The organism is Pantoea sp. Lu_F5_004 (assembly GCF_051136245.1).
Taxonomy (GTDB): domain Bacteria; phylum Pseudomonadota; class Gammaproteobacteria; order Enterobacterales; family Enterobacteriaceae; genus Pantoea; species Pantoea agglomerans.
Genome location: NZ_CP194948.1, coordinates 148,516 through 163,713 on the forward strand (window position 1 = coordinate 148,516; position 15,198 = coordinate 163,713).

12 protein-coding genes are annotated in these 15,198 nt (G+C 53.2%); 4 read left to right on the forward strand and 8 right to left on the reverse strand.

What is annotated here, in order from left to right:
• A complete protein-coding gene (locus ACR8BN_RS22490; protein ID WP_031593111.1) occupies window positions 1-246 on the reverse strand; it encodes a hypothetical protein in 246 nt (81 codons plus the stop codon).
• A gap of 219 nt (window positions 247-465) precedes the next feature.
• Between ACR8BN_RS22490 and ACR8BN_RS22495 the strand changes: the two genes are divergently transcribed.
• From ACR8BN_RS22495 to ACR8BN_RS22510, 4 genes are all read left to right on the forward strand, one after another.
• Complete coding sequence (locus ACR8BN_RS22495; RefSeq protein ID WP_064703105.1) at window positions 466-999, forward strand: SRPBCC family protein; 534 nt, start codon at window positions 466-468, stop codon at window positions 997-999.
• Window positions 1,000-2,166, forward strand: coding sequence for a zinc-dependent alcohol dehydrogenase (locus tag ACR8BN_RS22500; protein ID WP_031593109.1), 1,167 nt, complete (start codon window positions 1,000-1,002; stop codon window positions 2,164-2,166).
• Window positions 2,167-2,503: 337 nt separating this feature from the next.
• Complete coding sequence (locus tag ACR8BN_RS22505; protein WP_031593108.1) at window positions 2,504-3,049, forward strand: chorismate mutase; 546 nt, start codon at window positions 2,504-2,506, stop codon at window positions 3,047-3,049.
• Between the two features lie 22 nt (window positions 3,050-3,071).
• Entirely contained in the window at window positions 3,072-4,262 is a 1,191-nt protein-coding gene (locus tag ACR8BN_RS22510; protein ID WP_275103348.1) for a cytochrome P450, read from the forward strand.
• 35 nt (window positions 4,263-4,297) lie between these two features.
• On the opposite strand, the gene ACR8BN_RS22515 is transcribed toward ACR8BN_RS22510, so the two are convergent.
• The 7 genes from ACR8BN_RS22515 to ACR8BN_RS22545 all read right to left on the reverse strand — a co-directional run bounded on the left by ACR8BN_RS22515 (window position 4,298) and on the right by ACR8BN_RS22545 (window position 13,188).
• A complete protein-coding gene (locus tag ACR8BN_RS22515; protein WP_083070592.1) occupies window positions 4,298-5,302 on the reverse strand; it encodes a substrate-binding domain-containing protein in 1,005 nt (334 codons plus the stop codon).
• Between the two features lie 29 nt (window positions 5,303-5,331).
• Window positions 5,332-6,741, reverse strand: coding sequence for a sucrose-6-phosphate hydrolase (locus ACR8BN_RS22520; RefSeq protein ID WP_031593103.1), 1,410 nt, complete (start codon window positions 6,739-6,741; stop codon window positions 5,332-5,334).
• A complete protein-coding gene (locus tag ACR8BN_RS22525; RefSeq protein WP_010256928.1) occupies window positions 6,741-8,111 on the reverse strand; it encodes a sucrose-specific PTS transporter subunit IIBC in 1,371 nt (456 codons plus the stop codon). The genes ACR8BN_RS22520 and ACR8BN_RS22525 overlap by 1 nt, the downstream gene beginning before the upstream one ends.
• A gap of 67 nt (window positions 8,112-8,178) precedes the next feature.
• Window positions 8,179-9,714, reverse strand: coding sequence for a carbohydrate porin (locus ACR8BN_RS22530; protein ID WP_031593101.1), 1,536 nt, complete (start codon window positions 9,712-9,714; stop codon window positions 8,179-8,181).
• A gap of 157 nt (window positions 9,715-9,871) precedes the next feature.
• Complete coding sequence (locus ACR8BN_RS22535; RefSeq protein ID WP_434747829.1) at window positions 9,872-10,798, reverse strand: aminoimidazole riboside kinase; 927 nt, start codon at window positions 10,796-10,798, stop codon at window positions 9,872-9,874.
• 219 nt (window positions 10,799-11,017) lie between these two features.
• Complete coding sequence (locus ACR8BN_RS22540) at window positions 11,018-11,989, reverse strand: ParB family protein (RefSeq protein ID WP_039387355.1); 972 nt, start codon at window positions 11,987-11,989, stop codon at window positions 11,018-11,020.
• Window positions 11,986-13,188 carry an AAA family ATPase gene (locus tag ACR8BN_RS22545; RefSeq protein ID WP_010256940.1) on the reverse strand — a complete coding sequence of 401 codons (1,203 nt, stop codon included), beginning with the start codon at window positions 13,186-13,188 and terminating at the stop codon, window positions 11,986-11,988. Before ACR8BN_RS22545 ends, ACR8BN_RS22540 begins: the two co-directional genes overlap by 4 nt.
• Between the last annotated feature and the right edge of the window lie 2,010 nt (window positions 13,189-15,198).

A 15,198-nucleotide genomic window follows, 5' to 3' on the forward strand; every position in this document is an offset into this window, starting at 1 on the left:
TCACCACAAAGCCAGCTCAATCAACTTATCCTGCACGCTGTAAACGCGCTGCTTAAGGCTCAGGCTCTCGTCTGCGCTGATCCATTTTGCCTCAAACGCACCATTAATTTTTTCCAGTGCGATTTTGGTGCTGCTTTTCAGACCTTCGTGCCAGTTCGCGTCTGAACGTTTTGCCGCCTGATTTTCCAGGCTCTCAACTAACGCCGCGACACTTTTACCACCGGTAGTCGCTTCAGATTCAGACATATCTACCTCTTGTTGCTGCTAAAAAACCGCCACACTCGCGAATCACATTATACCTGAACCCAGACCGGCATGGCGCTTTCCTGTGCGCACGACCCGGCATCCTTTCTGGCATCGCTGATCTTCGCGGAAGGGCACGGCTTCGCTCGCAAAATTCCGCTAGCTGTTCTTAACTCAGATTGAATGATTTTCGTTCCACTGAGAGAGCTACCGGAGGACGTTTTGACAACAACATCTCAGACAACCGCCAGTGATAATACCCTGACACTGCGGCGCTGGATTACCGTCGGTTTGCCCGCCACTGAACTTTTTGCCCTGTGGCTTGAGCCCGATACCCTGCCACGCATTATGAGCCACTTTGCCAGCGTGAAACCGGTTAATAAAAGCGATGCGCACTGGCAGATTGAAGGGCCATTAGGTAAGCACTACCGCTGGGAAACCCGCATTGTTGAAGCGCAGCCAGGCGAAATTATTGTCTGGCGCTCGCTGGAAGGTGCTGACATTCCTAACGAAGGTGAATTACGTCTGCGCCCTGCCCCGGGTGAATGGGGTACTGAACTGGCTCTGACGTTGCACTTCACCCCACCGGGTGGCGCACTGGGAAAAAAGGTGACGACGTTATTTGATCTGTTACCGAAAGAGGTGGCCAGCAAAGCGTTACATCGCTTTAAGAGTCTGGCAGAGACCGGTGAGATCCCCACGCTGCAGGGGCAGCCTGCGGGTCGTCATGCCGGACATCAGGATAAGGAGAAATAAATGCGCGCACTCTGCTGGAATGGCGTTAACGATTTAAGCGTTGAAACCGTGGCCGATCCTGGTCTGCTCAATCCTCATGATGCCATTATTCGCGTCAGGCTCACTACCACCTGCGGTTCCGATTTGCACGTCATTGATGGCCTGATTCCGGGTATGCGGGAAGGCGACATCCTGGGGCATGAATTCATGGGAGAAGTGGTGGAGGTCGGCAGCGCGGTCAACAATATCCGACGCGGTGATCGGGTGGTGGTACCCTCCTTTATCTCATGTGGTTCCTGCTGGTATTGCCAGCATCAGTTGCCCTCCTGTTGTGACAATACCCATCCGCAGTGGGAGAAAGGAGAGACGGTGCTGGGTCACGCGACCGGTGGCATATACGCTTACAGTCACGCGTTTGGTGGCTATGCAGGCTCACACGCAGAATATGTTCGCGTGCCTTTTGCGGACAATGATTGCTTCGTCGTCCCTGAGGGCGTAACCGATGAGCAGGCGCTGTTCCTCTCCGATGCGACTCCCACCGGCTACATGGGCGCCGATTTCTGTAATATTCATCCGGGTGACACGGTGGTGGTCTGGGGTTGTGGCGGCGTCGGCCTGATGGCACAGCAAAGCGCATGGTTGATGGGAGCTCATCAGGTCATCGGTATCGATCGCTATCCGGAGCGACTGGCGATGGCGCGCGACTACGCCGGCAGCATCACGCTGGATTATACGGAGGTCGATATCAACGAAGCGCTGCTGGAGTTAACCGGCGGACGCGGCCCGGACAGCTGTATTGATGCTGTTGGTATGGAAGCACGTGGCGAGGGATTAAGTCAGGTCTACGACAAGACCAAACAGATGCTGCATCTTGAAACTGATGTGGGCGCAGCATTGCGGCAGGCGATGTATGTCTGCCGTAAAGGCGGCAACATCGCCATTCTGGGGGTGTACGGCGTCATGGATAAGTTTCCGCTAGGGCTGATGATCAATAAGAGCCTGACCATTCGTACCGCCCAGCAGCATGGGCAACGCTACATGCACCGTCTGCTTGAACATGTTGCCCGAAACGAACTGAACCCGGCTTTCATGGCGACGCATCGTTTTCCGCTGGAAGAGGCGCCGCGGGGCTATGAAATGTTTAAACATAAAGAAGATGGCTGCGTTCGTGCCGTGTTCGTTCCCTGATAACAGGTCTGTCCTGACTCCGCAAAACCCGATCCGGGCGGCTGTGCCGCCCTGCTAAACCTCAGTTAATCTTCGCAGATGATCCCATCAGACGCCGGACGCTCTTAATCGAATTATGACAGCCGGTAACGGCCTGACCGGGCTGAAATAAACCGGGCACAATGACATACCAATATGAAGCTTTCATGAATTAAAAGCGAAAAACCGGCTTTAAATTAACAATATGCCAGTATCAGGCTGGCACAGGCCTCTGTTCACATTTTGAAAACAAAATAATCACACACAGTTATTTTTTCATGCCTAAATTAGTGCCAGTTTTCATTTATGGAGCAGGCAAATGACGCACTTTGTGGCAATTTTTTTCTCTTCACTGTTTATGTGCAGTAACGTTTTTGCAGGTTCGGTTTCATCTGTTTCTCTTGGATCACTCTCTTCTGCGCTCAATGAACGGATGCAGGTGATGAAAGCGGTGGCGGGTTATAAAGCACTGCATCATTTACCTATTGAGGATCTGCCACGGGAACAGGTGGTGCTGGATAACATGCTGCAAAACGCACAACAGGCCGGGCTTGAACCCCACTCCGTGGAGCCGTTTGTTCACGCTTTGATGAACGCCAGCAAGGCGATCCAGTATCGCTATCGGGCTGACTGGCTCTCAGCACCAGACAGCGCTGTTCCTGTCAGGGATCTGACCGAGACCAGACAGCAGATACAACAGCTGGATACCCAGCTCCTGACGGCCATCAGCCAGCGCCTGATGGCTGGCGCCTTCTCGCAGGAGGACAAAGAATTTCTGATGTCACAACTCACGGCACCTCACCTCAGTGAAAGTGATAAAAACAGCCTGTTCGCTTCCCTCTCCCGCATTCAGCGCCAGCACTAACCCTCAATCACCGGAGTATGCTATGCAGCTTCATGAACTCATGAACCCCGACTACTCTGACAATCCCTTTCCCCTTTATCGAAAACTGCATCAGCAGGGACCGCTTATCCCTGCCGGAGAGAAGATCATCATCAGTGGCAGTCACGCCGTGGTGGACGCCCTGCTGAACGACCGGCGGGTCGGTAAAAATTATATGGAAAGTGTCAGAGTAAGATTTGGTGATGATGCAGCCGGACTGCCGCTGTTTCAGGGTATCAGCAGAATGTTTCTGGTGCTGAACCCACCCGATCATAACCGGTTAAGAGGACTGGTTATGAAGGCGTTCAGCGCCCGGGAGATTAAATCCCTCCGGGAGATGGCGCTGACGATAGCCAATGAACTGGTTGATGCACTGGAAGGCCGTCGTGCCTGCGATCTGGCTCAGGCATTCGCTTTTCCGCTACCGGTGCGCATTATCTGCCGGATGCTGGATGTCTCAGAATCTGATGCACCAGAACTGGGTCGCCTTACCTCTGCGCTGGTCAGGGTTTTCGATCCTCAAATCAGCCAGTCGGATTTGCTGAAAGCCGCTGAAGCTTTTGCCGTGCTGGAAAATTACTTCAGTGCCGTGATCGTCTCCCGTCGTGACAGCACCGCCAGCGATCTGGTGTCACTTTTTCTGCGCAGCGACAGTGACGGCGACCAGCTGGATCACGATGAGATCATCGCCAATGTGATACTGCTGTTTCTTGCCGGTCATGAGACTACGTCAAACATGCTGTGCAACACCATTCTGGCCCTGCATGCTCATCCGCAGGAACTTGCGAGCCTGAAACAGAATCATGCGCTGATACCCGATGCCATAGAGGAATGTCTGCGCTACGACAGTTCGGTCCAGATGCTTTACCGCACGACTCTGGAAGAGATTGAGTTGGCAGGAGAGCTCATCCCGCCCGGAACCCGCTTCTTCCTTAGCCTTGGTGCAGCCAATCACGACCCGCTGGTATTTACCTCTCCGGAACGGCTGAATATCCGGCGGCATGAGGGGCGCTGTCTGGCATTCGGTGGCGGTATACATCACTGTATGGGCTACCGGCTGGCACTGGCAGAAATGGAGGTGGCGCTGGAAGTATTACTGACGCGATTGCCAGAGATGCGGCCCGTGGCCGCTGGCGTTCGCCGCAACCACAGAGCCAATCTGCGCGGCGTCACCGCCCTGCCGGTCGAATGGTAAAGCACTGCAGCGCCCTGCCCTGAAGCGCCCGGCGGTTAACCGCGCAGCCGCAGCGTGGCGGGCAGGATAAGCTGACTGTCAGCGGGATCCTCTCCAGCGATCATGGTGGTCAGCATTGAAAAGCAGGCCTGCGCCAGTGCCGGGACATTCTGCTCAACCGTGTCGATCGGAATGGAGAGTGAATCATAGAGATAGTGATCGTCGAAACTGGCAATGCGGATGTCGCTGTTCAGCAGGTTATGCTCGCTCATGTAGCGCAGTACTCCCTCCAGCAGACCGCAGGCGGCGGTGAACATCGCTTTAGGGGGGCGTCCCAGCCGGCGACAGAGCGCGGCAAACATCTCATAGCCACTGCCGGGATGGTAGTTACCCTGAATTATCCACTCCGGCCGCAGCGTCACACCCGCCCGCATCAGTCCCTCTTTGAATCCCGTCAGACGATCCTGGGTCGGGGAGAGGTCAGACTGTCCGCCAAGAAAATAGATCTCCTCCGGACAGGTGCGCGCCAGCTTTTCGACCAGCTCAGCGGTGGGCGTCACAGAGTCTGTGATGACCCAGGGCAGCCTGGTATTGTTCATGTGGCGGTCAAACAGCAGCACCGGCAGCTGTTCGCTGAGGCTGACATAGTCGCTGTCGCTCAGCATACTTGAGGCGACAATCAGCCCGTCGACCTGACGCGCCACCAGGTTATTGACCACGGCCATCTCCTGACCGGCATTTTCATCGGTGCAGGAGATCAACAGTTGCAGACCGGCCGCGCGACAGAGATTTTCCAGCGCATGGGAAAAGGCCGCAAAGCCGTGGTTGGTGATTTCCGGTACCACCAGCCCCAGCGTATGACTGCGGGCGTCATGCAGCATCCGGGCGTGGATGCTGGGCTGATAATGGTGTTCCCGGGCCAGTGTCAGAACCCGCTCACGTGTCTCCTTCGCCACCCGTAACTCTTCGCCACGGCCGTTGAGCACCAGGCTGGCAGTGGCTTTAGAAACCCCAGCCAGTCCGGCGATGTCACTGATGGTAACGCGTTTTGTTTTTCTCACGGCAAGGCATCGGTTAGTGAAACAAGGACTTATTCTACCATGCAGCGGCGTAACGACCAGTAGCGGGCCTGCAGTTCTGCGCGACCGCGCAGGGTTAGCATCGCCGGGTGGTCCGGAAAATAACGGCTGCTCATCACCCCTTCCCCGTCGTTGATAAAGATCTCAACGCTGGAGTGATCACACAGGATCTGCAACCGGCGCGCAGCCCCTGTCCAGTAACGATAGGTCCATTGACCCGATACCAGGCTGCGACGGGCAAGCCGCAGTTCATTCTGCTGCCACGTAAGGATTAGCGTATCGGCGAAATTGAGTTCTATATCGCCCAGGCTCTCCAGCGCAAGCTCCAGCCGCTGCGCGGCGATTGGCGGCGCGTCATCGGCGCGGCCCTGATAGTGCTGCTCCCTCTCCCGCAGCGCCTGCAGTTCTGCAATCGGCTGCTGACATAGCCGGCCATTGCGGGAGCTCAGCTCGCGCAGACAGGTCATCTGATGGATCCAGTGATGCGCCACGGTTGGCTGGGCCATCTCTTCACCGTCTGGCGTTCCCATCCAGCCCACCAGCAGACGCCGGCCGTCAGCGGTCAGCGTGGTTTGTGGTGCATAGAATTCAAACCCGGCATCCATTTCGTTCAGCGGGCCGTGCAGGTATGCAGCCTGCTGATAATCCAGCGAGCCACTCAGCCAGGCGCAGGCGTGACTGTTCAGGTAGCGTTTCTCTTCAGGCATAACACCCTGCGGACAGCAGATCAGATAGGTGCTGTCGCCGAGCGTGAACATATCCGGGCACTCCCACATGTAGCCAGCGGCGTCCAGCCCGCCCAGTTTGCTGCCCGCAATCTCGCCGAGGTTCTGCCACTCGCGCAGATTATCAGAACGCAAAAGCAGTACCCTGCCCTGCAGCTGGGTATTCTGCGCGGCCAGCACCATGTACCAGTAATCTTCATGACGCCACACTTTGGGATCGCGAACGTGGCCGGTGTAGCCCTCCGGCACGGCGATAACCGGACCGAGTTTGTCAAAACCGCCGGTGCTGTTCTGCTGCGCCAGACACTGCCACGCGGTGCGCGAGCCATCATCAAACTTCACATTGCCGGTGTAGATCAGCGTCAGTACACCGTTATCGTCTACCGCACTGCCCGAGTAACAACCGCCGCGGTCATACTCCTCGTCTGGCATCAGGGCGATGGGCTGATGCTGCCAGTGCAGCAGATCGGCTGAGCGCCAGTGTCCCCAGCATTTTTGCTGATGCGCGCACTCCAGCGCGTTCCACTGATAGAAGAGATGATATTCACCGTCGAAATGGATAAAGCCATTGGGATCGTTTAGCAGGCCGGTTACCGGTGCCAGATGCCAGCCAGGGTAATGGCTGTCGCTGAGCGCCTTTGGCATACCCTGCATCACCGCCTGCAGAATGGCGGCAAGACGTGTTGATGAGGCCATTATTCAGAATCCGTTTTGTATTTAAGCAGGTAAGAGATCACAAATGCAGTGGTGAACGCGATGGCGATGCCGATGACATAGTTGAGCAGAGAGCCAGCCTGGACAATCGCCATGCCCGGCAAACCGGTCAGTCCGACCGCAGTCATATAAACATGGACCGACACCACCCAGGCACCACCGAGCGCGCCGCCCACCAGACCCGCTATAAAGGGTTTCATAAAGCGCAGGTTAATACCAAAGATAGCCGCCTCGGTAATCCCCAGCAGCGCGGAAAACGCTGAAGGCAGCGAAATCGCTTTGATCTTCGCATCGCGGGTTTTAAACCATACGGCCAGACAGGCACCGCCCTGAGCCACGTTCGCCATCGCCCAGATAGGCAGCAGGAAGTTCACGCCGATGGAAGGATTGCCCAGCAGTCCGGCTTCGATAGCGTGAAAACTGTGATGGACGCCGGTAATCACAATCACCGAATAGAGTCCACCAAACACCAGTCCCGCCAGCCAGCCGGCGTGCGCAATCAGCGTACTGAGAATAAAGGAGATGCCATCACCCAGCATACGACCCGCCGGTCCGATAATCAGCAACGCAATAAAGCCAGAGATAATCACCGTCAGGAACGGGGTCAGGATCAGATCCAGCGCATCCGGGATAACCCGACGCAGCTGCTTTTCCAGCATGCTCATAAACCACACCGCCAGCAGCACCGGGAATACCGTGCCCTGATAGCCAATCATCGCCACTTCAATGCCGAAGAAGTTCATGGTGTGGAAACCGGCGGCGACGCCCCAGGCGTTGGTCAGCGCCGGATGAGTGAGAATGCCGCCCAGTGTCGCACCAAGAAACGGGTTACCACCAAACTCGCGGGCAGCCGTAAAGCCAATCAGGATCGGCAGGATAATAAAGGCCGCCGAGCTGCACATATCCAGCATGATATAGAGCGCATTTTCCGGATTGACCCAGCCGTAAGTTTTGACCATCCCCAACAGGCCCATCAGCAGACCTGATGCCACAATCGCCGGAATGATCGGCACAAAGATGTTCGACAACAGGCGGGCGATGCGCTGGAAAGGGTTGAGCTTACGTGCGGCTATATCAGCGGCCTCGGATTTGCTCGATTCACTGATGCCTGCCTCGGCGATAAAGGCAGCATAGACCTTGTTCACCACGCCGGTTCCGAAGATAACCTGAAGCTGGCCCGCATTGCGAAAGCAGCCTTTAACCCCCTCAATCCTGCCAATCGCGGTGGTATCCGCTTTTTCATCATCCGCCAGCACCAGCCGCAGCCGGGTGGCGCAGTGAGCAGCGCTGGCGATGTTCTCTTTACCACCCAGCAGGGGCAGCAATGCCCGCGATATTTTTACATAGTCCATACACACCTCAATCTTGTTATGTTTTTATCCATCCTGATCTCTGGCCCCGGCATCCGGGGCCGCCCGGTCAGAACCAGGTTTCCATCTGTACGCCGAAGTTCCATTCGCCACCGGCATCGAATCCTTTACTGCCGAAAGCGTCGTCACTGGCATAGTTATCCAGCCGATGATCCCAGTTCATCCAGGTTGCAAAGAGACGAATTTCCGGACGTTTGAGGAAGTCACCGACATCACCGGCTTTCAGGGTTGGCGCAACGGTGAGTTTGGTAAAGCTGCCGCTGACCGCATTACGGTTGTTGTAGCCTTCGGGACGCAGATCCATGTACTGATAAGAGCCTTCATACTGCATCTCAAAGTTCTGGGTGATTTCCTGAATCAGCCGCAGGTTAACTGTCGCCCAGTCATAGCTGTCACCTTTGACATAACGATCGTCACTACGCTGAGCCAGTAAAGCAGGTGCAATGTGCCAGCCACCGCCCAGCGGGGTAATACCGTAACTCGCCAGACGCCAGGTGTTCGCTTCCGGCAACAGTGCGCCATCAGAACCAATCGACTTTACCTCTGCGCCCAGTCCATGACCATAGAGCAGTGCAGTTTTCGAGGTGCCCTCTGTCAGCCCATAAAAGCTGTCGTTATGCAGGCCAAGCAGCGCATGTACGCCGGTTTCTGCCGCATCGCTTTTGACTCTGAGGCCGTCGATATCCCGTCGGTCATCGTTATCTTTCGCACGCATACCGCTGACCATCAGCTGCACCGGCCCGACAAAATTATTCAGCGACAGGATGTAGTTCTGCGCAGTGTTTTCATTGTTTTCGATGTCGCCAAAGGTACGACCATAAAGGGAAATGTTACTGCGCGCCTGATCGCTCCATTTCATGTCGTAAATACCGGCACCGGTACCGGCAAGGAACACCACATCGGAGTCGATCCAGTGAATATCAAAGTTATCGCGATCAAAACGCTTACCGGCCCAGACCGTGGCGTTATCGAATGCGCCGCTGAAGGTAGGAAGCTGCCCGAGCTCGACAAACGCCTGACGCAGGTTGAGATCGCTGCTGGCGGCTGTCCAGTCGTTGTAGGTGCGCTGTCCATCGGCCAGCATCGCTTTGAAACGGGTGGTGGCGCCGTTGTCCAGCGTCTGCTTATGTTCAAGGTTGAGCTCAACGTAGGTATCTGGCTCATTGCCAAGGCGACCAACGTGCCCGCCGGTTTCCCCGGCAGGGGTCACGGTCGGGCCACCCTGAGTTTTGGCGGCCGAGCTGTTCATCAGCAATCCTGAACGGGCATAACCGTGGAACTCGAAGCCACCTTCATCGGTTGATTTCTGTTCCAGTTTCGCGGTGCGCTGCGCGACCTCAGCGGTGGAGTTTTGGGTCTGTTGCTGCACGGCAGCCAGCTGCTGTGCCTGCTTCTCAGCCATCTGTGCCTGTTTCTCAGCGACCTGTGCGCGGGTTTCCGCTGCATTCGCTCGCTGCTCGGCTGCCTGCAGTCGCTGCTCCATGGCCGCAAGGCGTGCCTCAATGCTGCTCATACTGGAGTCGGCCCAGACTGATGTGGAAAGTAATATCGTTGAGAGACTCACTGCTAACGCGCTTTTTTTCATTTTTTATGTCCCTGAAGAGAGGCTATCACCACCGGATTTTTTGCTAAACCGGTTTAGGCGCAAATCATAGCCACGGGTAATTTCCCTGCGCAATGAAAATAGCTAAACCGGTTTAGTGATTGTGAGATAGCTCCCAAAACAGGGGGAATAATGATAATCAGTCTGGCAGGTCGTTCAGCTGGTGGAGCCGCGGAAGTGCTGTCATGGCTCCTTTAGCCGTGATTGCCAGTGCACCGCAGCGTTGTGCGCTGGTAAGGCAGATGGCCAGCTGCGATTCATCGGCAGGCAGACCCAACTTCGCCAGCCCCCAGAGTAATCCGGCCACAAAGGCATCACCTGCGCCTGTAGTGTCGATGCTGACCACGGGTGAAGTAGCATAGTGGTATAGCTGGCCCTGATAGCAGGCGATCACCCCTTCCCTGCCCCGCGTGACCAGCAATAGTTTTATGCTGAATCGCGCCGCCAGCTTCGGCATGCTGACAGTGGATTCCTGATCCGGACAGAGAAAATCGAGTTCCTCGTCGGACAGTTTAACCACGTCCGCATGGCTCAGCGCCTCGTTCACCACCGCATGCAGCAATTGCGGATCGGGCCAGAGGTCATGACGCAGATTTAAATCGAAACTGACATGGCCGCCTGCTGCCCGGATCTGCTTCATGGCGGTCAGGGTCGCCGTGCGTGACGGTTCAGCTGATAAGGCAATAGAACAGCAGTGCAGCCACTCCCCATGCCAGAATACGGGCAGGTCTTGCGCCTCAAGAAACAGGTCAGCACTCGGCCTCACCATAAAGGTAAAGGACCGTTCGCCATGGTCATCCAGTCCGACCACTACGGTTGAAGTGCGGTGCTGGGTGTCGGCAATCATGTAGCGGGTATCAACCTTCTCTTCAATGAGCGTCTGCCGCATAAACTCACCAAAGGGATCATCCCCTACTCGTCCGATAAAACCGCTGTTTCCCTGCAGACGGGCAATTCCAACGGCGACATTGGCAGGCGCCCCGCCCGGACACTGCATCAGGCGACCCGGCATTTCGGGAAACAAATCCACCACGGCATCCCCGAGGCACCATACGCGTACAGACATAAAAAACTCCTCTGATTAATCCTGACAGCTAAACCGTTTTAGCTATAGCGATAAACCGTGCTGAGTTCAAGCGTTACCCATCGGAAATGATGTGTGACTAACAGAAGTCGTGATCAGGCGAAGCGATAAGATACGGATTGCACAATCGGGAGGCCGGTGGAGGGAAGAATTAAAAAACCGGCACAGGGGCCGGTTCTGGTATCCAAAACGTAAAGAGGATTATTTTAACGTGGAGAGTATCTGTCTGATCGACGCGTCGATCTGTTCAGCAATCTCTTTTGGCAGACGGCTGAATTCATACTGCACGGTGCGCTTCTCATCATTAGTTTTACGACGCGCGTAGGTGTTAGCAGTGGTAAAGGTAGCCAGCTTTTCCGTCACCGTCTTGCTGACGGGTGCAGGTTTTTTTAACTGACGACGGGCGCTTTTAAAGCCGTTAAGAATCGCGCTCTTCTTCTCATCCGCATTGGCGCTTAGCAGGGAATCATTAGCTTTTAGCGTTTGCTTAATATCGCTTACCAGCGAGGAGGCATCAACCGCTTCCGCTTTCGCCTCTTCCCAGACATCGAGCAGCAATTGGTAATCCTGAAGTGTCAGCTCAGATACGACCGGAAAGAGTTCGATAAATTCAGCGGGTACGGCTGCGGCCTGGAACGCACGTGAGACCTTGGCGTTTGAGATGCCTTCTGCTTTAGCAATCTCTGTTTTGCTCATGCCATTTTCGTTCATCAGCATAAAGCGCAGGCCTAATTCACGCAGGTTATGCTCTTTTGCTGTCTGAATATCAGCGGCCAGCTGACGCGCATCACTGAGGCTCAGTTCATCAGCGGTGACCAGTACTTCCAGACTGGCACCGGAAAGAATACATGCGGCGCGGCGGCGCGAACCATCCATGATTTCAATCCGGTCACCGTTGACACGACCAATAGCCGGAAAAAATTGCTGCAGCGTAATGGTGCGGGTGATCTCCTGAAGCGATTCCGGCGTCAGCGTGCTCTGGTCACGTCCGTTGATTTTTGGGTCAACGCTGGTTCTGGTTTCAATATCATCATGCAGGATTAGCTGGCGCACAAAGGTGGCCTTCGCGCCCGACTTCAGCGTAAATGTGCGCGACTGGCTGCTGCTGTCGATCATGTTTGCGATAGCAGAATCACCAAACTTGCGCCCGATGCGCTGTATAGGTTTGCTCACAGGGTACTCCTGATATATTCAATGCGGTCAAACACAGCCCTTGAGAACTGCTCGGCTTCATATTTAGCTTTGCGCAGAGCGTCCGCACTGCCCGGATAAGAGGAGGGATTGGCACTGATCACCGTATCAAAGGATTCACCGCAGCGCTCAAATCCATCCAGTCGCGGCAGGCTGCAATCCAGCATCGATTTGGTAAACACTTCCCGGGCATAGCTTTGCGAAGTCAGGTGATCGTGTTTAGAAGTCATTTTGGACATAAAGCCGATATTGGCTTTAAGCCGGGGTTCAATGCCTTCAGACTCAATACGCTCCAGCATTTCCGGCAGACGCGTCAGATACTTCATGGTGGAGTGGAAATCGACCTGTGCCGGGGGCGTCGGCGTCAGCAGAACATCACTGGCTGCAATTGCATTCAGCATGAATGAATCAAGGTGAGGTCCGGTATCAAGGAAGATGAAATCGTAGTCACCTGCCAGACGATCAATCACGTTGCGGCGCAATACTTCCGAAGGCGCAACGCCAGGCAGATGCTCAGCAACCAGCTCTTCCCAGTCGCTTGCAACAAAACCATCGTCGATAGAGGCAGGGATCACATCAACGCCTGGCATGACGGTAGGTTTAATAAACTGTTTACGAAGCTGGTCTGCATCAAGATCGTTCAGCATCGCCTGCGCTGCCGTCTCCAGAACTGAACCGACACTGTTGGTATGACTCAGGAACATCGTACTTGATGCCTGTGGATCCAGGTCTATAACCAGAATACGCAGGTCATTGTGCAGCATAGAAGGATGTGCACGCATACCGTGGGCCAGCGTGACGGTGCTGACTGTTTTCGAGACACCGCCTTTAAGGCTGACAACGAATACGACAAAGGGGCCATCGTGCCGGTCGCGATATTTCGGTACTTTACGATGCTGATAGATGTCGACTACATTCTGGATAGTCAGGGCGTATTGTGAGGTGCTGCCGGTCTGCTTTTTACCAAACTGATAACCTGCTGCTTCCATATCACCAATTGCGGCGACAACAGCATGTTTACTCAGCAATGGCATGTTGGCGACAGCATTACGTGAGAAGGTCTGGTAAAAACCGGTCTGGTTAAATTCCTGACGCTGCTGCTCAATGTGGTTACTCAGTCCGTGTAACATGGAATTGGCACGTGTGGCCATTTCCAGCACTCCACCATAATCACGCTTCATAAGCCCCTCTGCGTTAATGTTTTTTGCATACTACACAAAAAGCACATATCTGCCAATTTTTTAGAAAAATGCCAAAAACCTGGATTTTTTGTTCGTGATGGTGAGATGCAAGCAGAGTGCTATTGTAAATCTTGGAAAGTGAATCGCTCTGCTTTTTTGTGTCTTACAGGTTTGTGGAGACAGAGAACTTAAAATGGCGACAGGAAACGAATATCTTAACGACTAAGGATTCAGATCGACGTATTCCAATTCTGATAAATCATCTGCCGGTCTGCTGATTACTCGTAAACCGTTTTCATGTATTTTCAATGGTGTTTTCAGCATGAAAATTCAATAAAAGTTACTATAAATCATGTAATTACGGGTGAAATGGCCTGGTGAAAAATTTCCAGAACTAATGTACTTTCACTCAGTACTTACTGCTGGCGGAGAGTTTTACTCAGAAGCTATTACAGTGTTTTTGAACCTGAAGGAGTAGGCATAACGGTAAAGTGCGCTAGTAATCGTTACTTCTATCAGTGCTAACTTATGATCACTGCTTTCAAATCTATGCCCTTTGATGCCCTGTCATTATGTAGCGGTCATAATCTGTCTCGCTGCTTGTACACATAATGTCAGGCATTTTTTCCGCATAAGACTTTTTAGTGCGGGGCTTAGTACTGAAAAGATGAGGGTTTAATTCGCTTAACATTTTATGATGTCACGAACCAAAATAATGAAAGAGTAAGACTGCCGATTTAAGAGCAGGAGCAGGGGGCAGGATTAAAGCGGCAAGGCTTACAGCAATCTTAATTAGGATAATTCACCATAATGTAACATACCGGACAGTCAGAATTAACGCTCTGCTGTGCTGGATTCAGATCCGGATATTATCTCTTCATCTTCATCTCATTCTTACATGCCTGAAATTACTTCCTGCGCACTAAGCCTGTTTATAAGCTTTAGTTAGTTTCCGAACGTATTTGTTCTTCCTGTTGTTCTTTCACCGGCGACTTATTAATTTCTTCCGGGAACGTCATTTTAATTTCTCTTTTAGTATGTCTGACAGATTCTGAGCACTGACAAAACAAAGATATTGCGTTAAGTAAGCATCCCCTGGTGTTTTCATCATGAAAATAATAAATAACTCATTATTTATCAAATAGATAGGTGTTTAATGTCATGGTGAGTTCTCTGTATTTTCACTGGACGCGCTTCAGAGACCTGATTCAAACCTGGTAACCTTATAGATTTAATGGTTATAGGTGTATGCAACATTCCAGTCTTACCTGTGCTCTGCGTTAGATCGCTTTGTCCGTAAAAAATCTTCTCAACCGGGCTTCTGGTAAACCACACGTTCAGAACTGAAGGTAAGAATCACTTCTGACCGAGACTCTCAGCTAATTCTTTGTTTGATGTGTTTATCCCCGTTATCCACAGGCCAGATCCAATTGGTCGATCCTCAATAGATCAAATTGAGATCCTTAACAGATCCCTACAGCGTCTGAAGCCTTGTGACACAAGGCCTGGAAGGGGGCCAGTAACCACTGTAGCGAGAAGAATAACCACTATAATGAGTATAACAACCACTATAGCGAGAAAAGCAACCGCGCTGGCGAGTACTCAACAACCACTATAGCGAGTAAATGGCCTGAATCGGTGTGCATAACCCTGCTTATGCGTAGATGACGGCTTTTTCCAGAGTGCTTGCGATGAAAGAGGGAGATCAAGGAAAGGGGGAGGGCGGTGGTTCGACTCTTTTTCAGTCAGTTTTCTCAGGTTATCCACTGAATAGATCCAATAACAGATCCATTTAAGATCCTTATTAAGTTCCCTAAAGATCCCGGCATAGCCTCAGGCCACGGTATGACTGCGTTAAAGCCGGGTAGATAACCACTATAACGAGTAAAACAACCACTGTATCGAGAGAAATAACCACTATGGTAAGTAGATTAACCGCTGTAGTGAGTGATAGTATCCACTGTATCGAGTAACAGCGGCTCTCGCCTGTTCACATCACGGATCTTCCTA

Coding starts and splice junctions, on each gene's coding strand:
- ACR8BN_RS22500 (WP_031593109.1), top strand. CDS start 1,000: ATGCGCGCACTCTGCTGGAATGGCGTTAACGATTTAAGCGTTGAAACC.
- ACR8BN_RS22545 (WP_010256940.1), bottom strand. CDS start 13,188: ATGAAGCGTGATTATGGTGGAGTGCTGGAAATGGCCACACGTGCCAAT.
- ACR8BN_RS22520 (WP_031593103.1), bottom strand. CDS start 6,741: ATGGCCTCATCAACACGTCTTGCCGCCATTCTGCAGGCGGTGATGCAG.
- ACR8BN_RS22530 (WP_031593101.1), bottom strand. CDS start 9,714: ATGAAAAAAAGCGCGTTAGCAGTGAGTCTCTCAACGATATTACTTTCC.
- ACR8BN_RS22505 (WP_031593108.1), top strand. CDS start 2,504: ATGACGCACTTTGTGGCAATTTTTTTCTCTTCACTGTTTATGTGCAGT.
- ACR8BN_RS22490 (WP_031593111.1), bottom strand. CDS start 246: ATGTCTGAATCTGAAGCGACTACCGGTGGTAAAAGTGTCGCGGCGTTA.
- ACR8BN_RS22510 (WP_275103348.1), top strand. CDS start 3,072: ATGCAGCTTCATGAACTCATGAACCCCGACTACTCTGACAATCCCTTT.
- ACR8BN_RS22525 (WP_010256928.1), bottom strand. CDS start 8,111: ATGGACTATGTAAAAATATCGCGGGCATTGCTGCCCCTGCTGGGTGGT.
- ACR8BN_RS22535 (WP_434747829.1), bottom strand. CDS start 10,798: ATGTCTGTACGCGTATGGTGCCTCGGGGATGCCGTGGTGGATTTGTTT.